The following is a 21,765-nucleotide window of genomic DNA, read 5'->3' as shown; positions in this document are numbered from 1 at the left end:
CAACGGTCAGTAATTCGCCGTCAAACTGAAGTTGATGCGGGTGTCGTGGCGCTCGGTGCGTGCGCCCGCCTTGAGCGGGTAACCCACATCGATGCGGCCATTGACCAGGGAACTGATGCGCAGGCTGGTGCCCAAGCCCACCGATGCCAACGTGAAGCCATCCTGTTGTTCGGGTAGCGGGTCCTTGAGTCGTACCCGACCTGCATCGGCAAAGGTGTAGAGGCGCCAGTTCTCGGCCCACGAACCGAACCAGTCCAATGGTTTCGTACGCCACTCGATCGAACCCACCAGGCCGTAGTCGCCAGTGCTCTCGGCCGACAGATAGCCGCGCACAGAGTTCATGCCACCGGCGGCGATCTGCTCGCTGGAGACCAGGGGCGAATCGGTGATCTGGCCCGCCAGGCGAAAGCCCAGTTGCGAGTCGCCAGGCAAGGTGTAGCTGCCGTTTATGTCGCCCTTGAGCACCATGAAGCTAGGCGTGGCTTTGTAGCGCTTGTAGTCGAACTGTTGCCAGTCGCTGCCGTAGTTGAAGAAGCTGCTCGTGCCCAGCACCATCGATAGCCCCAGGCCCACCTGGCTGCGCTCGCCCTGCACGAAGCCGTTGTAGCCCAGCGTGATGGGGGCGTATTTCAACGGCACCGTGTCGCCGGCATCAGCCATGCGCAAGGCTTCGTTCACGTTCTTCAACTCCAGCCCAGCGCTGAAGGTATGCAGCCAACTGCCTGCACTAGGCACGGTGTAGGTGGCCTTCAAGCCAAAGGCATGGCCCTTGCCCAGCACGTTGGTGCCGCCCACTGTGGCCACATTGCTGTCTGACTTGTAGGCGCTGGCGTCAATCGACCAGTTGCTGCCGTGGATAGGCGCCGTGTAGGCGGCGGTGATCACCTGCGTCTGGCTCAGGTCCTGCGGCGCGCCGTAGAAACTGATGGAGGCGCTGTGCCCCAACTGCCAGAGGTTGTCGTGTCCTATGGCGGCGGTGGCCCGCAGCTCACGTGTGTCGGCGCTGTAATCGTTGTTCAGGCCCAGGCTACCGCGCCACGGGCTTTCGTCCTGTACCTTGAGGTCAACATCCATGGTGCCGGGCAACGCCCCTTGTTTGACCAGTGGCATCACCTGGCGCTTGGGCGTGCTGTTGAGTGCCGTCAGCTCCACTTGCGCCTGGTTGAAGTCAAGCACCTGGCCCTCCTTCAACGCGGGTACCTGGTCGCGCACCTCCAGCGGCGAGATGTACTCGGCCCCCACCACCCGCACACGGCCCACACGCGTCTCGCTCACCTGCAAGAACACCAGCCCTTCGGTGACTTGCTGCTCCGGCAAATCCACATAGACCGATTGATAACCCTTGGCCTGGTAGGCGGCGAGAAGTGCATCACGCGCGCCTTCGATGTCTTTCATCGTGCGCTCTGGCCCCAGGAAAGGCGTGACGGCTTTCTCGATATCGCGCACGCCCAGCACCGTGTTGCCGCGCACGATGTATTCGACGACGTCCACCTTGCGCGTGTCTTCGGGAGCATCTTGCGTCTGCGTCTGCGTCGCCGTCTGTGCGGTGGCTTGCGCGGCCAGGGCCAGCATGGCCAGGCCCACAGCCGTCCAGCGCGCCCATGGCCGGCTCTCTTTCAGTTCATGCATTTGTCCAACTCGATCTCAAAAGTGATGCGCGCGACTCAATCGTTCAGAGTGCTGCCGAAAACAAACATGATGGGATTTCTTCATGTCGCCGTTGCGTACAACTACATAGACGGCGCTGGCGTACAACGACTGTCGTTTGTCACAAAAACTTCTTAAAAAAGGCGCGGACCGAGAAAGAAGAAGGGCGCGCAGCCTAAATCGGCTGCACGCCCATGCCACACCCGTTGCGGCTGCGGAACTTCAGCGAACCAGGCCCTGGCGCTCGCCGGGGGTCAAAGCCTGCTGCTGGGCCGCGCTCAACACGCCCGCCCCCAACACCTGCACCACACCGTTGTAGTCGTAACTCAGCTGCTGCGACTTGGCCGGCGCGGGGACCGGTGGCGCAGCCGGGGCATCACTGCCATAGCCCAACACCCGTACCGTGAACACTGAAGGCTGTGCCTGGCGAGCGGCTGACCGCTCACGCTGCATCACGTCCTGCGCCGCCACCGCTGCTTGCGAAGCCGCTGCACTGGCGTTGCTCAAGGCGCCGACGTTCACAGCTGCCACCACCGGAATGCCCACCGCCTTGCCCTGCACCTGGATGTTTTCCGCATTCACCACATGCAATGCCGCGAGGTTGACGTTGCCCGACACACGGATCCCCGCTTCACCCGCATCGATGGTGCCCAGCGGGGCGATCAGGTCGATGTCGCCCGGTGGTACTTCAGGAATCGGGTTGAGCGTGGCAATGCCTGCGCCCGTATTCGGGGTACTGGGGGACAAGGCCACGTTGCCCATGCTGTCGTACACGCGCCGTTGCGGCGTGCTGACCACCGTCGTCTTGGCGCCACGGCCCGCGTTGATGTCGCCTTCGGCTGACCAGCCCAGGATGTTGCCGCCAAACGTCGTGAAGATCCGGCTCTGCCCCAAGAGAATGTCGCTCAGCGAGAAGATGTTGATGTCGCCCTCGCCTTGTGTCAGCACACCGGAACCCGCGCCTGGCGAGAAGCCGCCGTCCACGCCCACCAGCGTGCGTCCGCCTGGCACCATCAGGCTGATGTCACCACCAAAGTCGGTGTGGATGCCGCCGTCGTTCACCTTGTAGAAGGGCACGTTGTAGCCGGGGCTACCCATGGCCAGCCATTCGTCTTCGCGCACATAGTTCACGCCAGGCTTAGGCCGACGGCTGGGCAGGTCTTCGGTCACGTATTGCGGGTAATACAGCGCGCTGCTGAACATCGTCAGGTCACCGTCGTACACGATGTCCCGGCCCTTCGCGTCCTTTGAAGGCAGCAGTGTGGCAATGGCTTCGCGGCCGCGCAGGTAGCTGCCCTGGCGCGGGCCGTTCACGTCGTTGTACTCACGGCCCGCGGCACGGAGTTCGGCGTAGTAGACGTTGCGCAGGAAGGCGCTCTGCTGCTCGGGCGGCAGCGCATCAAAAAAGGCGCGCGCGTCCATGGTCGCCGCATCGAAATGCAGGCCACGACCATTGGCGCCGCCAAAGCGTTGCATCAGCCAGTTGACCAGGTGCAACTGGCTTTCGAGCTTGTACTCGCGTGCCAGATCGCGGTTGCTGGCGGTGCCGCCGCTGGCTAATGCCTGCTGGCGTGTCTGGTCCAACACCGCTTGCTGCTGCACCAGGAAGGCTTCGGCACCGCCTTCGTCACCGGTATAGCCAAACTCGCTGGCCAGCCACTGCGACAGCGTGATACTGCCACCGTAGCTGCGCACCACCTTGCCTGGCTGGTCGGCCAGCGGCTTACCGGTGACCGCCAAGTTGCTGGCGTCCAGGTAACGATCCGCAAAGGCAGACCACGCCGCCCCCTGCACACCCATGCCTGCAGCCACGGCAATGCCTGCGCCACTGCTGCGGTCGCCCGGCACCACATTCGCCACCGGGCCAAGGCTGCGCAACTCACCCTTGTCGGCCAGGTACAGGTCGCGTCCGGCAGAGATGTCCAGCAGGCCCGGGCCCGCAATGTAGAAGCTGCTGTTGCGTATGTCACGTCCGGCCTGCACCAGGGACACGTCGTCAGCGCTGGTGTGCACGATCAGGTTGCCACGCATCGTGCTGCCGGCAAACGTCGTAGGCTTGTGTGGTGCCGACAGGTCGGCACGGCTTTCCACCGTGGTCCAGCCGGCTGCGCCCGGCCCCATACTCCAATTGTTGTAGCTGCCCAGCGACGTACCCGAATCGGTGATGTCGCGGCCGGCGCGGATCGCCACCGCACCGCCACCGTCGTACCAGGTGCCAAACGAGCCCGCCACGCCGGTGATGCTGGCGCGGTACACCATGGAGCCGGTGCGCAGCCCCACGATATCGCCGTCCACGGCATAGTATCGTGCGGGCTGTTGTCCCACATGGACATAAGCCGAGGCCGTGGGCGCCACGAACGGGAACAGCGTGTAGCCACCCGTCGCATAGTTGCTGTTGCCTGCGGCCGGGTTGAACAAGATGGTCGGCGCCACCGCGTCCAGGCTCACGTTATGGAGAAACTGACGGCCATACCAGAGCGGGTCACCAAAGCCAACGAAGCCGGGGTTGAACGGGCTGACCATTTGCGTCGGGTCGGCGCCTGAGGTCGAGAAATTCGACCCCGCTGCGTAGAGCGAACCCGCCGCCAGCAGCTCAAGCTGGCCGGTGCCGCTCACCGCAAACTGGCTGCTCACCGGCGACGGCGCCAACGTGACGCCCAGCACCGTGCTGGCCGAATTGCCGTAGAACACACTGCCGCTGGCCGCCGCAGCACGGAACACCGAGGGGTAAAGCGCATGCATGTCGGTCGATGACGCGTCGGAGCCCGCGCCACGGTCCACCGGATTGAGCGTAGGCGTGAGGCTGCCACCCGCGGCCAGCAGGTCGATTGCGGTAGACGGCGTCCACAGCGAGAACCAGCTGTAACCGCCATTGCCGTAGGCCGTGCCATTGGCGGTGAAGGGCGTGCCGCCGCTCACCTGGGGCGTTCGTCCCGGATCGGCAGCCGTGCCAAGCACGAGGTCGCCGCGTGCGTCTATGCGCGCCGCCGAGTCGCCCAGCAGCAGCACCGGCCCGCCCGAAGACGTTGCCGAGGTGGCGTTGAAGATGTTGTTCGGGCGCGAGTCCTTCGGGTCCTGCGCGCCAAAACGCAAGGCCACGGTGCCCACGTCGCCGGCCTCCAAGCGCAGTGCGCCACGCAAGCTGGTGATGCTGCCATTGAGCGCGAGTTGGTGCAGGTTGCCCAGCGGCAGGCTGTTGGCCACGGGATCGGAGTTGCTACCGGTGAAGGCATTCAGCGACGGATCATTGTTAAGGCCACCACCGATACGAATGTCCAGGTCACCGCCACCGGTGAGCACCAGTCGACCGTCGGGCGCCACGCGTCCGCTGCTGGCCACGGCCAGGTTCAGGCCGGTGCTGCGCAGCAAGTAGGCACCGCCGTGGTCACCCTTCGCTTGCAGCATGCCAGCATTGCCACCGGCTTCCAGCACCAGGTTGCCGCCGCCCAGCGTGCCATAGCCGGTAAAGCCCACCAGGCGCGGCATGCTGTCGAAGACGCCGTAGTAACCGGCAGCTTCCGGCGCGTGCACATAGGTGCCGAAGTTGATCCACCAGGCCGTGGGCACGCCGTCCGCCCCAGTCTGCACACTACCCGTGCCCTGGCGCCACAGCCAGTTGCCCACCGACGAGGTCGGTGTCATCAGGCCAGTGGCCAGAATATCGCCTTGCTCGAAGCGCAGCGTTGAGGTGCCGCCTATCAGGCTGTCACCACTGATATTGCCACCCGCGCGCAGCAGCAGGTTGCCGCCCGCTTCGGGGTACCAGGCCGCATAGAGGCTGTCGGCGTCGCCATTCACCAGTGGCTCGAAGCGCGTGCCCGCATCCCCTAGCACCGCTCCATCAATCGTGCTGCGCGGCAGGTTATAACGATCGACACCGTTCACCGTGGGCAGCGCAGCAGATTGCGTGCCGGCCGTGTAGATGCCATACAGCGAGGTCGTGCCGATGTTGCCGGCGGAGACCAGCCGCAGGTCGCCGGTGCCAGTGCGCACAACGCTGGAAAGTTGCTCGCGCACTCCCGCCTTAGGGGTGAACGCCATGTCGGGCGGTACCGCAGGCTGGTCGGTGGCGGCCAGATCGCCGTAACCGTAGCCGTTGAGTTCGCCCACGTCGGACACGAACAGCAAGGCCTGCACCTCGGCAACCTGGTCGGCCGTGATGGCCTGCCCCGCGACCGGAACGAAGCTCATCACATAGTCGCCGTAGAAATCTCTCACCAACTGTTCGAACAACGCCAAGTCGCCCCACTTGTAGGTGGCGGGCGAACCCGTGCCTGGTACGGCCTCCACCAAACCGGCCCGACCGTAGTGGGCATCCGAGAAGCGCAGGCTCGCATGTGAGTTGCGCAGGGTCGTGAGCCGGTCGGCTGCCGATGTATCGGCGCCCGCCACGAGCGAGAGATCCCACGACTGCGAACCGCCTGGCAGCATGGGCGCCACGGCCCAGATGCGGCCCTGGCTGCCATCGGCATCGCGCGGACGTAAATCCACCTCGGCCACGCCGCCAGGCAACACCACATTGGTATCGCTAGGGATCAGCGCGCCCTTGGCCAGCGTCAGGGCCGCAGACAACACCACCGCATTACCGGTGGGCGGCGAAGGCAGCGCCACACCGGCCGGCCAGCTCATGGCGGCCATGCGCGCGGCCGCAGGCAGGCGGAAGCCCGCGTCAAGCCGGGTGCCGGTCGGCAACGTAACGACATCGGCCAACACGCTACCGGCCGCCATCAGCAGCGAGCCATCGGCGGCGCGTACGTTGGCCCCCAGCACCGTGCCAGCAGCCATCACCAAGTCTTGCGCGAGCGTCCCCGGCACCGGCAGCACGGTCTGCGGCGCCATGAGCATGGGCTGGATAGGCAAGTCGTAATTCAACACACGACCAGAATTGAAGATCGTGCCCGGTTGCAGCGTGACCATGCCACCGTGCGGCACCACCACGTCTGAGCCCCAAAGCTGACGCCCCCGGGTCAGCACCCAGCCGGTGCTGTCGAACGAGGGGCCCAACTGACCATCTGCCATGAACGAGTTCTTCAGTCGGCTGCCGTCAAAGCCGTCGCTGATGCTGCCAAAAACTTCGAGGTCGCCCTGCGCGCGCAGCACCAGTGCGCCCGCTTCGCCGGAGCCGTAGACCAGGTTGTTCTTCTGCGCCGTCGGGTTGACGCTGGCATAACGCTGGCCCGAGAGGTCAATGTCGCCATCCACATGCAGGTTGCCATCGGGGTTGAGCGCCAGGTCGGCCACCACCTCCACGCCGGGGCGCAGGTGGAACTGGTTGGTGTACGTGCGCAGGCCGGCGAGCTTGCCGTTCATGAGCGCGCCGTTGGCCAGCGCGGCATTGATGAAGGTGTTGCTCTCGCCATGCAGACGGTCGAGGTAGGCCTGATCCAGCTGCTGGTAGCTCTTGCCGTCGGCCGAGGTATCGCTGCCCAGCGTGGCCGTGTTGTCGGTGATGAAGGCGTTGACGTGGATGGACTTGGCGCCGTCGATGGCGACGGTGCCAGCCGCGTCTATGGCCACGTCGTTGCTGCCCACGCGTGGCGCGTTGAGCGTCACGGTGCCGTAGTTCACACTGGCGCCAGCCACGCGCAAGTCCATACGTGCGCCACTGCCAATGGCCAACAGGCCCGTGCCCGAGTCGATCTCGATCACGGCGCGGTTGGGTGCCTCGATCGCCTGGCCGTAGCTGTCGCGGCGCAGCACGCTGGCGCTGGCGTCCAACATGGCCGAGCCGGCAATCGTCACACCGTTCTTGCCCGCCAGGCGTATGCTGCCGGCCTGCTCGCCGCTGGCGTCTATGCGGCCATTGACGCTGAGATGGCCGTTGTCCACAGACACATTGACCTCGTGCGCCTTGACTTCGGCACCAATGGCCAGGTCGCCCTGCCCCAGGTGGAAGCTGCGCGCTCCGGTGACGCCGCCCGTGGTGAGCCGCCGGTTCAGCCCGGCAAAGTCGGCAATGCTGCGCCCACGCAGGTCAATGCTGCCTGCCAGGAAAGGCACGTCGGTACCACCAGCGTCGTAGTGACCGCTGCTGCTGCCTATCAACTGCCCCAGGAGCGAGACATCGCCCTGCTCCGCGAAAACACCGATCTTGCCCGCGCGGTTGTACCGCGCCGACACGTCGATGCGCGACGCGGCGGACTGCTGCACGTTGCCCGTGCGGCTGTCCAGCGACACATCACCGCCCCAGCTGTATTTGCTGACGTCGTAGAAGTCGATCTTGCTACCCGCGAGGTCAAGCTTGGCGCCATCGGCCAAAGTCACGTCGCCCTGCGCTGCGAGCGAGAGCTTGCCGCTGGGCAGCAGCACGGCGGTATCGAGCACCAGGTTGCCGCCACGGCTGTCAAGTTTGATCTCGGCGCCCAGCGCGCTGGCGGGTGTGGTTTGGCTTGCGGCGGCTGCGGTAGTGATGCCACCGACGCGGATGTCGCCGCCCGCCGTGATGCTGTTGACCGAGCCGGCTGTGCCGGTCAAAAGCGGCGTGTTGATGAAGAGCTTGCCGCCCGTGTAGTCGAACGCCTTGGCGTCGGCATTCCATGCACCTTGTGCCTCGTAGACCGACAAGCTGCCCTGGTGCGTAGCCGTGACGCGCTCCGAGGCGTTGAGGTGCACGTTGCCAAAACCCAGCGCCACGCGGTTCTGGTCGCGCACCGTGTCGGCCTGGGTACGCGGGCCGTAGCCGAAGACGATCTCACGTGCATCCACCACCAACTGTCCGGCACCGGTGCCCGGGCCGTTGGCGACCACATTGCCGGCGGGAGTCAGCGCGCCGGTCCAGACCAAGGTGTCGGTGTGGATGCGCGCCACGTCGTCAGCGTCGCCATAACCGTAGATTGCGGGCGTGCCCAGCACCAGGCGCTGCAACGCCGACTTGCCGTTGGCGTTGTACGTGGAGAAGGTCACGTCACCAAAGAAATTAACCGAATCGCGCACCGTGAACGACAACGCCTCCAGTGCCGGTGCACCGGTGCTGGTGTCGCCCAGCAGCAGGCGATCGACCAGGTTCTGGTTGAGCGTCATGCCCGCAGGCAGCGCACCGCGCGCCGAGGCTGCCGCCAGCGATTCATTGCTGCCGAAGTTGACGCCCCCCAGTGCCAGTGACAGACTGCGCGTGCCGTAGCGCACGGCGTCGCCCAGCAAGAAGCGGTTGTCGGTGGCGGTGGCAATGGTGCCTTCTGAGTACAGGCGCGTGTCGGATGCACAGGTGCTACTGGCTGCGCAGACGCCGATCTGGATCGCACCGGCCCCAACCGATGGATCGCTGGCGCTGGGCGCGGTGGGCGCCAGCAGGTCGAGTTGACCGTTGGACAATGCCAGCACCGACGTGCGGCCAGGGTTGTAGATGTAGCCCTGCATGGCTTCGTACGACGAGGCGCCACGGCCCAGCGTGTTGATGCTGGCGCCCTGTTCGACAGTGATGCTGCCGTCCGTGCGGCCGGTCATCAAGAATACATCGGCGGCCCTCAGCACCGCCCCTTCGCGCAGCATGATGCTGTTGCTGCCACTGGCACCGCTGAAGGTGATGATGTTGGCGTTCTTGAGAGAACCCGTGTTGGGGTCGGTGTAGGTGCTGCGCAACTGGCCGCCGATTTCGAGACGCGAGGCCCCCGTGGCGTTGAGCTGGCTGGCCTGCACCGAAACGCCGTTGAAGCCTGCCGTGGGCGCATCACCATCGGCCAGCAATTCGTAGTTGCTCGCGTTCCACAGGCGCGTCACGCTGCCGTGGCCGTTTTCGGCAGGCTTCACCAGGACCGTGCGGTCCGCAATGGTGAGCTGCGGCAAGCCGAAAGAGCCCACCGAACCGGGTGAACTGAGCGCCAGGCTCAGCGCCTTGCCGTCGCGCTCAAGCAGCGGCCGCGGCACGCCTTCACGCACGGCCTGCTGCAACGCAAAATCAGCGTAGCTCGTCTCGTTGTATTTGGAGTAGCTGCGCAGTATGTCGGCTGGCGTCACGATGACCTGGGTCGACAACGCGTCGACCATGCCGGTGTTGGCAATGCCCAAGCGCGCAGCCGTGCTGTACGAGCCGTTGCGCATCGCAGCGGTGGTGCCAAAAGCCGCGCGCTGGCTGGCCAGCCCGTTGATCTCGACTCGGAACGCGCCAGGCAGAAGCGCGTAACTAGAAGGCAGCAGTGTATAGGTGCCCGCGGGCAGGCCCGGAACGCCCTGGCCTATGGTGACCTGGCGGCCGACCGCAGGGTCGCCAGCGCCCTTCTCAGCCCCCAGCGGAGCGGCGCTGGCCTGCACGCCCGGCACAATGGCATAGACCGGATTGGTGGACAACCCTGGCAGCGTAAAGCCACCGCCCTGCGCATTCATTTGCACCAGCGGATTCAGCCGCGCATCGGTGGAGCCGCCACGGCCTTGCAAGAATGCAGCACCGGTGAGCGTGCCACCGCCTGACAGGTCTATGAGTGCGCCGTCCTGCACATTCGCCGCGTGGGTTTTCAACTCGACCTTGGGCTCCGAGCCCATACCTTGGTAGACCACATCAACGCCGTTGTAGTTGTAGATCAGCCCGTCGACCGTGCCGCCGTAGGGCATGACCAGACCGTTGGCGCTGACCGAAGTAATGCTGCCAGGCAACAGATTCACCGCGCCGGTGTAGCCATCGCCGTCAGCCGCCCCCAGCGTGATGCTCCCCAGCGGCGCACGCAACACGCCAGCTTGGTTGACCGTGGCCGCACCGAAGATCATGGCACCGAACACGTCGTACGGCATAGGTGGTAGCTCGCTGCCCACACGCTCGATGGTGAGCGCGCGCGCGGGATCGAACGAACGACTGATCGTTCCCCAGGGGGTCACGTCGCTGACGGTGCCAACGATCACAGTGCCACTGCCGTAGATCTGCGCGGCCGCCAGCGTGGTGTCGCCGGGCGAATAAAACTTCGCATTGCGCAGGCGCAGGTCGCCGCTGCTTTCAATGCGCAGTTGGCCGAAGGCGTCGCGCAGCACCGACAGCGGCGTGGCGGCGTTCAGGATGATCTCGCCGCGCGCGCCCATGCCCACTTCACCCACGATGTCCACCAGACTGCCCGCCAGCGTGAGATGGGAATCCGCCGCCAGCAGTGGCGTGCCCAGGGTGCCACCGATAGCACTGACGTTTCTTGAGCCGAACACGGGGTTTGGCATGATGGTGTTGTCGAGCTGGCGCGCGGTCGACCCGGCCAGGCGCAGGTAAGGTGCGGCCAGGTTGACCTGGCTATCGCGCGGTGCTGCGGTTGAAAGGCCCAGGCTACTGGCCGTGAGGTAGAGGGCTTGCGGCAGGAGCAGTTCGACGTTGCCGTCGAAGCTCAGCAGACCGTTGACCGACAGCAAGGCAGAGCCGAAGCCGCCCGCGTGGATCGCGTCAACACCGTAGCGCGCCTTGCCGTAGGCCAGGCTCTCATCCAGCTGGCCCACCTGCACGCCACTGGCGAGACCGCTGCCGCCGTACACCTGCTCCAGCACCAACTCGCGCGGCACGCGCACCCCATCGCTCACGCCCGCACCCTTGAACGAGATCCGGTCCACCGTCCCGTAGGACGGCGTTTCAAGGTTCAGCGCCAACATGCCGCCCATGGCGCCAGCGCCGCCGGCCGCCGCGCGCAGTTCACCATCAATGAACAGGCCATTGCCCGAACCCAGGCCGATCACGCCGCCGTGGCTGGCGAGCGCGGTGCCGCCCAAGCCCGGCAGGTCGAGCACGGCCTGTGCACCCGAGACATCCAGCAACGCGCCTGGGCGCACCACAACGAAGGCATTGACCGCACCCTGCGTGACCGCCGTCGCGTTGTACTTGCCGCCGACTTCAATCGTGCCGCCGTTGAGGACTTGGCCGTAGCGATTGCCCTGCCCGTCCACGCCGGTGTAGGCCTGGCCCGAGGCGTCGAGCACTGCGTGCTCGCCAATCCAGAACGAGCGCGCGTTCGGCGTGCCCATCGGCAGATTGGCTGTGCCGCTCGGCGAGCCAATGGGCGCACCAGTGGTGCCGATCGTCACGGCATCGCCTGTCAGCACCGAGATGCGCCCGCCGTGGGCGACGAGCGAGCCGTCAATCGTCACCTGACCGTTGCCCGTGATAGCAATCGCCTGCCCCGGGTCGACGTTGATGCGGCTACCCGTGCCCATCATGAAGTTGCCAGTGCCTACGAAGTCGCCGGCATACAAGGCCAGGCCGGCGCCGCCGCGCAACGAGACCTTGCCAGCGGCCGGATCGTCTTGCTGCAACGGCGGCAGCCACACCGACAGCGCGGGCGACAGGTCGCCCGCGCTGGCAACCGAGCGCATGGCCGCAGGATCAACGCGCAGCAGCGGCATGACCACGTCGAGTTGCGCGCCTGGGAGCACCGTCACACCGTCGCGCCCGGTGACGCTGTAGCTCTTGAAGCCGGAGCGGAAGGTGTCGTTTGTCAGCGAGAGGAATGACTGCACCGCGATGTCTTGCTGCCACGCGGTGCCGGCCGGCACACGTGTACCCCGTGGCACGACCAGATCGCTGGGCGTGACATTGCCGGCCACGTAGTTGAAAGTCTGCGGCGCAATCGGAAGGCCAGACGGAAACACACCCAATGGCAATACATAACCCTTGGGCAGGTCGGTGATGGCGCCCAGCATGGTGCCGGCCGGCAGCGTGGTGCCGGCATAAACCACGGGGCCGTTGTTGGCCAGTTGCACCGTGACCGGCAGCAACCACGGTGCCTGCAGCGTCACCGGGTTGGCCGAGGTGATGTTGGGCCTGATCGTGACCGGCATGGGTTGACCGTCCAAGACCACGCTCACCGTGACAGAAAAGCTCATGGGGATGACCGCGCCGGCGACCAACACCACGTCTTCCGCCAGGCGCAACGGCAGCGCGCTCACCTCACCCGCTTCGAGCTGTTCAATCGCCTGTGGCAAGTCGCCGCCTATGCTCACCAAGGTGCCGTGTTCAATGTTGAGCGCACCACCGCCCTTGATACCGTAGCCACGGATGGTGCCGTCCAATGCCAACACGCCCGACTCTTGGTACAGCCCAGTGGCCAGCGTAACGTTGCCGCCCTTGCCGCCGGTGAGTTTGCCCTTGGCATTGATCAGGCCGCCCGAGGACACATCGATGAGGCTGTTTGCCGACAACAGCACGCTGCCCGAACTGCGCAGCGCAACGCTACCGCCGTCGATGAATGGCTGCAAGCCCATGCCACCGTCAAGCAGCGCATTGCTCCAGAGGCCGCGCGCATCGAGGGTCACGCCTTCAGCAATCGCGACCTGGCGCTCGTAGCCCGCCGAGGTACGCTGACCCACCGGCTGCTCCAGCCATGGATCGCCACCCGACGAGCGCATCACCACCATATTGCCCAAGCGGATGTTGCCGCTGCGGGCGGTGAGGTCCGCCTCGACCTTCACGTCGCTCGCATGTAGCGCGATGCTGCCGCCGTTGGCCACGGCGATGGCTTCATTGACCGTGACGCGGCCCTGCGCGTAGACCTCCAGGCTGCCGAGCTGCTGGGCGTTCAGCCAAGCGGCATCGAGCGCAATGTGGTTGGCCGGCGTGGCGCCATGCGCAGCCTTGTCGCCGATGAAGACTTCTTTCGCGACGGCATCGGGGCCGTAGCGCAACTGGCCCGTTTCTTTGTCGTAGAGCGGCAAGTAGCTGCCCAAAACCAGTTGCCCGCGCTGCGCCACCGCCGTCTGCGCTTGTTGGTAGCCGTCCACCCCGGCATCGCGCCCACGGGTCTGCTGTGGCCCCTGATAGGCGTTGGCATCGAGCGTGCCGTCCAGCGAAGCCGTTTGCGTGGCAACAATCAAACGTCCTGCGTCTCGCCCCACGGTATAGCCGTTCTCCAGGCGCCGCTGTGGCGCGATCAACGGGCTGTAGAAACTTTCTTTGGCGCCGTCTCCCCAGCGGGTATGCGCGGTCTCGAAGCCGCGGTACAACCCGGTATAGAGCAGGTCACCGGGCGCGGTGTTGGCGTTGTAGAACCTGCCGTCATTGCCCTTCAAAAAGGTCTGCTGGACGTAGCCCGTCTGCACATCCAGGCTGCCACCGGCGAGATTGATCAGGCTGCCGGCCTGCGCCACCAGGCTGCCGCCGCTGAACTGGGCAGTACCACCCTGCGCCGCCCATTCACCAATGCTGTGGCCATTGATGCCGAGGTAACCGCCAACTTCCAGCAGGCCGCCAGCGGTGTACCAGCGGTCGGTCTCATAACCGTTGGTGCCTGCGGCCACCTTCACCAGGTAACGACGGTCGACCCAGATGTCCTTGTTGCGCAACTTGTCGCCGTCGCGGTTGACGGGGGCGTCGCGCTGCTCGTTGCCCTGAACGTTCACCTTGACGTTGTTGGCCTCCATCGCCACACGCACCCCGACTGCGCCGGACACATCGATGCTTGAGCGATCGGCCAGCCGCGTCCGGGCGGCGTTCACAAACACCTGGCCGCCGGTGGCCAGTGTCAGCGAGTCGCCGAGGAAGTCAACCTTCCCCGCCGCGCTGTCAATCAGGATCAGCGACTGGTCGCGCCGATGCGCGATGCCGTCGCCGACTTTGTCCGAGTCCTTGATCAGCGCGTCGCGCTGGGTGTCTAGCGCAGTGGCGGCGGTATCGTCGAGCAAGATGGCCGTGACACTGCCTTGGCCCAGCGTAATGCTGGCCTGTGCATCGGCCGTGGCATTGGTCAGGTGCACGGTGCCACGGGTGTGCACCGAGGTGGTGGCCACCGCCACGCCCTGCTGGCGCACATCGCGGCCCGTCAACGTGATGTCACCCGTGGGAGCAAGGATCAGGCCGTTGTTAATGGCCAAGCCGGCGGCGCTGTTGGCCAGCAGCAGCGGGCTGACCTCGTTGCCCCGGGTGGTGCCGTTCTGGTTGGCATCGGTGGCCATGCCGCGCTTGATGACGAAGGCATCACCGGCCGCCAGCACCGTCTGCCCCGACGGGGTCTCGATCTGCCCCCGGTTGTGTGTTTGGCGCCCAGCCAGCAACACGTAGCCACCACCTTCGGTGACGCTGGTCGGCTTGCGGGTCGTGATCTTGGCGCCCGCCTCCACCACCACATCACCCGTGGCCGCGCCATGGCTGAAGGTGCTGGCGGTGCTTGCCAGGTCGTTGGCGAAGGTGGGAATGCTGGCATTGCCTTGCGCGTCGCTGTACAGGCCCTTCTTGAACTGGGCGTCGCTCATGCCCACGGCCGCGGCCACGAGGTTGCGCGTGTCGACCTGGCTGCTGCCGCTGAACACGATGCCGTTGCGGTTGACGACCATGACGGTGCCATCGGCCTTGATCTGGCCCTGGATCTGGCTAGGACGGGCCTTGGGGTCGTTGACGCGGTTGAGCACCGCCCAGTCCGCCTGCTGCTTGAACTCAACGGTGGTTTTCTTGCCGACGTTGAAGGTCTCCCAATTGAGAATGGCGTTGGAGCCGGTTTGTTCAATCGTGACTTGGGTACGACCATCGACTGCCCCTTGCGTCGGCGCCTTGGCGTTGAGCCAGCCTGCTGTCAGGCTGTTGGTATCAATCTTCAGGCCGCCTTCGGCCAAACCATCCGGCACGTCTGATGGTGCGTTCTGCGCTGCAGCTTGTGCCGCCGCCTGCGCTGCCTGCTGCGCGGCAATGCCCCGCGCGGCCAGGTTCAGGTTGCCAATGGAGCGTTGCAGTTTTTCGTTGGCCTGTTGCTGCTGCGCCAGCGAGCTGACACCAGTGGAGGCGAGTTGGCCATTGGGCATGCGTCCGGTGGTGATGGCGGTATCCTGCACCAGGTTCTTCTGCGCCATCCAGGCCGGGCTGAAAGCGCGTTGCGCTTGCGCCGTATTCGTGGCGCCTATGGCCGCACCCGCCGTGAGCAGGGTCGCCACCGCACGCATCATCGGGCTCAACCGATTGCGGCGGGGAGAGAGTCGCCGACCCGAAGAGAAGAGAGTGAATGCGTTCCTGTTGCGCTTGACTGCCGTATGACGTTGCATGGATGACCTGTTCGTATTCAATTGCTCGACCGCGCCATGACCCACCCCGCATCAACCGACACACCGGTCGCGGATTGGTCATGGCCTATGGGAGCTATGACAGAACGAACAACACGCGACTGCAGCATGTCATGAAAATTTCACACAGCGCAGCCGTGCCGCGCATGCTGCGTGTGGCTTGCGGCCCACCCGCAACCCACGGTCTCAGGCCGCAGCCTTGCCCAGCAACACAATGCCGCCCGGCAAATGTGTCACGTCCAACCGATACACGTCGCGCATCAACGCGACTACGTCGTCCAGGCGGTCAATGGAGAGGCTGGCGTGGACCCGCTTCTGGCCGATCTCGGCATTGGTCAGGATCAACTTGCCGGGGCGGTAACGGTTGACTTCTGCCACAACCGTGGCCAAGGGCGTTTGATCAAACACCAACTGACGTCGGCGCCAGGCGCTTACCGTCTCCGCATCCACTAGACGCGACACGCCGGGGCCGGAGGAGGCGTACACGACTTGCCGCCCGGCATCAATCGTCGTCTGTGCGCCGCCGCGGCGAATCGCCACCTGACCGGCGAGGCAAGTCACACATACCTCGCCACCGATGTAACGCACATTGAAGCGAGCACCATCGGCCACGATGGCGCTATTGCCGGCCACAAGCAAGACCGAGCGCGACCGACCGCCGGCATCGGCGCGCACTTCTGCTTCGCCTTCCAGCAGTTCCAGCGTGCTGGCCTGCCCAGACTTGCTGCGCACGTCGACACGCGTGCGCGTATTCATTTGCACCACCACGCCTTCGGCGATGAGCAATTCGCGCTGCTCACCTGTGCCGGTGCGAAAGTCTGCAGCGAGGTCCGTCACCGCAGGCCAAAGCCCCAGCGGTGGCCGCACCACCAAATAGCCGACCGAGGCCGCCAAGGCAGCCCCGATAAAGGCGCGGCGGCCGTGGTGTGATGTCTCTCGTGGCGCGGCGGACCGCGCGCGACCAGCCTGGTCTGCGCGCTCGACGCGCTCGGCGGCCACTGCCAGTTCCTTCCAGACCGCTCGGACCTGGACAAACGCCGTCGCATGTTCCGTGCTGGCGGCGCACCAGCGCTTGAAGGCCAGGCCATCCTCGGCCGTGACATGCTGTGATGCCAGACGCACCACCCAGCTTTGCGCTTCACGCTGGATAGCTTGCGCCCGGCGGGCCATGGAGTCGTGTGCTTCAATCATGAGACTTAGACTGTTTTCCCGCGCCGGGACCGAAGCGTTGGATGAAATCCCGCCCCAAACGCTCGCAGCAATGCTCGAGCCCCGCGCGTATTTCTTTCTCTATGGTGCGCTCGGAAACGCCAAACCGACGCGCAATATCGGCGTGCGGCACCTCGTCGATACGCGCAGCCACCACAATCGCCCGGCGCCGACGCGGCAACTCGGCCAGGGCGCGTTCCAGGGCTTGGACTTCGCCACGCGCTTCGGCGGTGCGCGCGGGGTCGGCCAGCTCGTCGGCCATCTCATAAAGCGCTTCCACGTCTGGCAAGCTCAAAAGGCGGGCAGCGCTTTTACGCTGGTCCTCGGCAATATTGAGCGCGACACGAAACAGGTAGGCCGACGGGAAGCGAATCGCGCTGGGCACCGTCATGGACTCCATACGTAGATAGGTCTCGTGCAAGGCATCGTTGGCCAAGTCTTCCGAGCCCAGCCGCTTATGCAGATGCCGCCGGAACTGGTCGTAGCGCGCAAAAAATAGTGCGCGCAATGCGGACTTTATGGCCTCGGGCATGGTCTTCAACCGCCTTTGCGCAACGCTTCGCGGCAGACAGCGGCAGGATCGGGTCTAGGCGTCAAGAGAATGGTCAGCGGCTGCGCCAACGCGGGTGGCGGCGCGACACCCACACGCAAACCGTTGATCAGAGCAACCAACTGGGCGTCGCGGCTGCCAAGCTCGGTGTTCGCCAACAAGCGCACCTTGCTCACCCGGCCATCGCCGTCTATCCAAAGCTGTACAGCGGCACGGTAACGCCCCACCGTATCGGGCTGCGCAGCACACATGGCCCTGGTGAGTGCGGCCTGCAGTGCCCCGGCAAAGTCAACCGCCGCAGCTTCGCTCATACCACCCAGGCGCGGTAGCTGCGGCCCTGACGCTGTTTCAGCATCGTTGGCCGCCGATGACCCGGCGAGGTTTGTCGTCGCCGATTCCGGCTCCAGGGTAAAGGCATTACGTCCGGTGTAACGCGCAGACAGGCCTGTGCCCATCAGCAATTGGCGCAGGGCGTCTTGCGGCGCGAAGTCACCACGCAAAGCCTGCGTGGTGCGGCTCCGCGTCATAACGCTGTCCACCAAAACCGAATGCCCGGTGCGCCGGCTGAAATCGGCCAGTGCTTTGTCCAGAGTTTGCTCGGGCAACTCGAAGTAGACCAGCGCCTGCACTTCAGCATGCGCGGCTCCGGTGGCGGCGACCGCCCGGAACGGCAGCAGCGCCAAGCCACAAGCCAGCGCCACGCGACCGACCAAAGCAAAGGTAAGCACAATTCGAGAGGATCATGAAAACAGACGGAAGACAGACGCAGCAGGCGTTGGCTCGGTGCCCACGGCGAGTTGGCCTGCCACCCGAGGGCACAGAAAAAAGGCGATGCTAGGTCAGGTAGATGACCAGCCCATGACAAAAACACGCAAGTGGATGCCCTCTTCGTTGGCATACAAGCCTTCATGCGCGCTGACCACCTACCGCTGCAACCCTTCACCCCGGCGTCATGTTTGGCGCCTAACATGCCCCCATGCTTTTGCCCCCGCACCAGCTCCTGCGCGCGATACCCGGCATCTGGCTGGTACTGGCGACTTCCACCCAAGCGTTGGAAACACCGGCCCCTGAGGTACAGCCCCCACCAAGCTGCGTCGATGTCGAAGTCGATGGTGTGCGCGCAGCGCCGTCTTATGCTTGCCTGAACCAGCGCCTCAACCACGGCCTGACTCCACCGGCAGCGAAACCCTCCACAGCCGAACGCACATCAGACGCGATCACACAACGCCCAACCCACCAGCTGGGTGTTTTTAACCGCGCCGCCACAGGCCACCGCATGGGCAATACCTTCGGCACTTCGGTCTATCCCCAGCGCCCTGTAGGCACCACTCCTTCAACACCAATCCTGCCATCAAGACCCAGCAGCCCCTAGATGGTTGAGCTTCGTGGTTGACGGGCGGCGTCGGTTGAGTCGCCAGAATCCAACCCGTCCTGACTCAGGTCGGGTTGGTCGTCGCTTTTTCTTCTTTTTTGCCTGCGAACGTGAAGTCGCTTTTGAGGGTTGAGCGGTACATCTGGCCGGGGCATGCTGTTAAGAATTCGATAAGGTCACGGTGCAACAATGGCCATGCCATAAGCACTACCCAATAGACTCGACTAGAACCTGAGGATGATGATGCAGTCGCCCCCCGCAACAACACCTCTGTATTTTTCAAAAGTGCTTGTATGGGATGCGCCGACGCGGGTATGCCATTGGCTCTTGGCGGTTTGCTTCGCTGGAGCGTATTGGACCGCAGACCAGGATGATTGGGAGGCCGTTCATGCCACCCTTGGCTACACGACGTGTGGTCTGGCAATTTTTCGGATTGTGTGGGGGTTTATAGGCACCCGATATGTCCGGTTTTATGGATCGATCCAAGGCCCCGCAGCCATCGCAAGATACATGGTTCAAATGCAGCATGGCTGGGGCAAGCGTTACATCGGCTACAGCCCACTCAGCGCAATGATTGTTCCTGCATTTTTGCTGTTGGTACTTGTGCTCGGGGCGACCGGGTGGATGGTGTTTAGCGCTCAGTCGTCGGCTTCGATTGCGCGATTCCACGAGAGTGCGGCTTACACAACACTTGTTTTTGTCGGTTTGCACATAGTGTGTGTTGTCTTCAGCAGCTGGAGATCTGGTGAGAATCTTTTGCTTGCCATGGTCACCGGAACCAAGTTGGGGGCACCCAGCGAAGCCATCGACAGAACATGGCGCAGTGTCGCTCTGCTTATTGTTGCTGCCGTCGCTGTATTCTGGGTACTCAAGTAGAGTCGCGTAGACTGATCAGCCTCTCTTTCCGACAAACCTGCAACCGATGTTCGACAGACGCCAAGCGTCGCGAATTGAGACTTTGCTGTCACCCCCTAAATATGCGAATTCTTCTCGCGGAAGATGACACCCTGCTTGGAGATGGGCTGCGAGCAGGACTTCAACAATGTGGTTTTGCTGTTGATTGGGTGTTCGATGGCAAGGCCGCCGAACAGGCCTTGGTCACAGGTCCTTATGCGGCTGTTGTACTGGACTTGAGCTTGCCCGGAAAGGATGGGTTGTTGGTCCTGGCATCCATTCGCAAAGCCGATGTGAAAATCCCAGTGCTCATCCTGACCGCCAGGGATGAAGTCAATGACCGTGTGCGGGGCCTTGACTTGGGAGCCGATGACTATGTCGTCAAGCCGGTAGACATACTCGAGCTTGCAGCCCGGCTGCGTGCGCTGATTCGACGCTCACATGGCCAACCTCAAGAATGCTTGGCAGTTCAGGATATCGTGCTGGATCCAGCCGCACGCTCCGTCCACAAGGCGGGCGAGCAAGTGACGCTCTCCGCCAGGGAGTTTGACCTTTTGCATACCCTTATGCTCAATACTGGACGGGTTCTTTCGCGCGAACAATTGGAGCAGAAACTCTACAGTTGGGGCCAGGAAGTGGAGAGTAATGCCATCGAGGTCCATGTTCACTGGTTGCGGCGCAAGTTGGGCAATACTCTTATCCAAACGGTGCGAGGTGTTGGCTACGTCTTGATGCGGACCTCCGGGTCGCCATGACCCGGGCCAGTTACTCTTTGCAGAGCCGTTTGGCCCTGCTGGTGCTGGGCCTGCTCGCGGCGGTATGGAGCGCTACCGCCGCCGTTGTTTGGTTTGATGCGCGCCACGAAGTGGAAGAAATTCTTGACAGTCACCTGGCACAAGCGGCGGCATTTGTTGCGGCACAGTACCAGCATGATCGACCAGGAAATGATCTGCAGGTCGATATGCCCGCTCTTCACCGCTATTCCTACAAAACCGCCATCCAAGTCTTCCATGACGGTCGCTTGGTGCTGCGTTCTGCAAATGCTCCAGCCACAGCTCTGGTAGCAGGAGGCAGCGAAGAAGCCGGTTTGCAGACTGTCGTATTGGACAATTCGGAGTGGCGTGTTTTCGCAGTAGATGACTCCAAGCGGGGCATAAAAATTTATGTGGGAGAGCAAGGCAAGTCCCGCAACGCCATTCTTTGGGCGGTTCTCAGAAGCACGCTATGGCCATTGATTGCCGCGCTGCCCTTCATGGTTCTAGCCGTCTGGTGGGCCATGCATAAGGGGTTGAGCCCCATGCGCAGCCTGGGGCGCTTGCTGGTAGAGCGCCGCCCGGATACGTTGGACCGTGTACGTGTCGACGGGGCGCCATCAGAAATGGTTCCATTGATCGATGCGCTGAATTCCTTGTTTCAGCGCATCGAAAGATTGCTCGACTCTGAGCGCAGATTCACGGCCGATGCAGCCCATGAGCTGCGCACACCTATTGCCGCCATACGCGCGCACGCACAGGTCGCCATGAACGAGGTTGACGAGAAGCTTAGACACAGTGCACTGCAGGGCACACTCGATGGATGCGACCGTGCCACGCGCTTGGTTCAGCAACTTTTGACCCTGTCGCGCCTGGAAGCCAATGTGAACCGTGAGGAGAAAGCCGTTGACCTGCGCGCCGTGGCGCAGCGCGAAATGGCTGATATGGCCCCACGCGCGATAGACAAGGGACTGACCCTGGCACTCGAGGATGGGCCCGCGTGCCTGGTCCACGGTGACGAGACACTTCTGGGCGTGCTCATTCGCAACCTCATCGACAACGCCATCCGCTATAGCCCTCCACTCGCCCACATCCAGGTGCGTACTGCATGTGACAGCTCGGGTATTCATTTGAGTGTTGAAGATAGCGGACCCGGTTTACCAGTTGCAGATCTGGCGCGGTTGGGTGAGCGCTTCTTCAGACCCTTGGGAACTTCGGGAAGTGGCAGCGGACTTGGGTTCTCGATTGCCATGCGTATCGCTGCAGCGCATCACATGACTATCAGTATTGAGCGCTCCGCACTACTGGGTGGACTCGCCGTTCATGTTCGAAGTTAACTTCAGCCGCTTTGGAGATCTTCGGTCGCCTATGCGCCCAACAACTGCATCGCTGCCCTGGTCCAC

Annotated in this window: 9 protein-coding genes; 4 read left to right on the top strand and 5 right to left on the bottom strand. The window is 63.8% G+C overall.

The window, feature by feature from the left end; translation table 11 throughout:
* Nucleotides 1–6 precede the first annotated feature (6 nt).
* The 5 genes from ACFQ95_RS17335 to ACFQ95_RS17315 form a co-directional block, all read right to left on the bottom strand.
* On the bottom strand, nt 7–1,629 hold the full coding sequence (locus tag ACFQ95_RS17335) for a ShlB/FhaC/HecB family hemolysin secretion/activation protein (protein WP_422832943.1): 1,623 nt from the start codon (nt 1,627–1,629) through the stop codon (nt 7–9).
* A 240-nt stretch (nt 1,630–1,869) separates the two neighbouring features.
* On the bottom strand, nt 1,870–15,471 hold the full coding sequence (locus ACFQ95_RS17330) for a filamentous haemagglutinin family protein (protein WP_422832941.1): 13,602 nt from the start codon (nt 15,469–15,471) through the stop codon (nt 1,870–1,872).
* A gap of 300 nt (nt 15,472–15,771) precedes the next feature.
* Nucleotides 15,772–16,776: a FecR family protein gene (locus tag ACFQ95_RS17325; protein WP_422832939.1), complete on the bottom strand. Its 1,005-nt coding sequence runs from the start codon at nt 16,774–16,776 to the stop codon at nt 15,772–15,774.
* Nucleotides 16,769–17,326, bottom strand: a complete 558-nt coding sequence (locus ACFQ95_RS17320; protein ID WP_422832937.1) for an RNA polymerase sigma factor — start codon at nt 17,324–17,326, stop codon at nt 16,769–16,771. The genes ACFQ95_RS17325 and ACFQ95_RS17320 overlap by 8 nt, the downstream gene beginning before the upstream one ends.
* Nucleotides 17,327–17,331: 5 nt before the next feature.
* Nucleotides 17,332–18,072 carry an STN domain-containing protein gene (locus ACFQ95_RS17315; RefSeq protein WP_422832935.1) on the bottom strand — a complete coding sequence of 247 codons (741 nt, stop codon included), beginning with the start codon at nt 18,070–18,072 and terminating at the stop codon, nt 17,332–17,334.
* A 248-nt stretch (nt 18,073–18,320) separates the two neighbouring features.
* On the opposite strand from ACFQ95_RS17315, the gene ACFQ95_RS17310 reads away from it, so the two are divergent.
* From ACFQ95_RS17310 to ACFQ95_RS17295, 4 genes are all read left to right on the top strand, one after another.
* The gene (locus tag ACFQ95_RS17310; RefSeq protein WP_422832933.1) at nt 18,321–18,716 is read left to right on the top strand and encodes a hypothetical protein; all 396 of its coding nucleotides are present in this window, start codon (nt 18,321–18,323) and stop codon (nt 18,714–18,716) included.
* 243 nt (nt 18,717–18,959) lie between these two features.
* Nucleotides 18,960–19,592: a cytochrome b/b6 domain-containing protein gene (locus ACFQ95_RS17305; protein WP_422832931.1), complete on the top strand. Its 633-nt coding sequence runs from the start codon at nt 18,960–18,962 to the stop codon at nt 19,590–19,592.
* A gap of 101 nt (nt 19,593–19,693) precedes the next feature.
* The gene (locus ACFQ95_RS17300) at nt 19,694–20,365 is read left to right on the top strand and encodes a winged helix-turn-helix domain-containing protein (RefSeq protein ID WP_422832929.1); all 672 of its coding nucleotides are present in this window, start codon (nt 19,694–19,696) and stop codon (nt 20,363–20,365) included.
* Nucleotides 20,362–21,699, top strand: coding sequence for an ATP-binding protein (locus tag ACFQ95_RS17295; protein ID WP_422832927.1), 1,338 nt, complete (start codon nt 20,362–20,364; stop codon nt 21,697–21,699). Before ACFQ95_RS17300 ends, ACFQ95_RS17295 begins: the two co-directional genes overlap by 4 nt.
* The last annotated feature ends 66 nt before the right edge of the window (nt 21,700–21,765 follow it).

Origin of the sequence: Variovorax sp. HJSM1_2, assembly GCF_049316285.1 — a bacterium.
Taxonomy (GTDB): domain Bacteria; phylum Pseudomonadota; class Gammaproteobacteria; order Burkholderiales; family Burkholderiaceae_C; genus Rhodoferax_B.
This window is presented reverse-complemented; position numbering and strand designations above follow the sequence as displayed.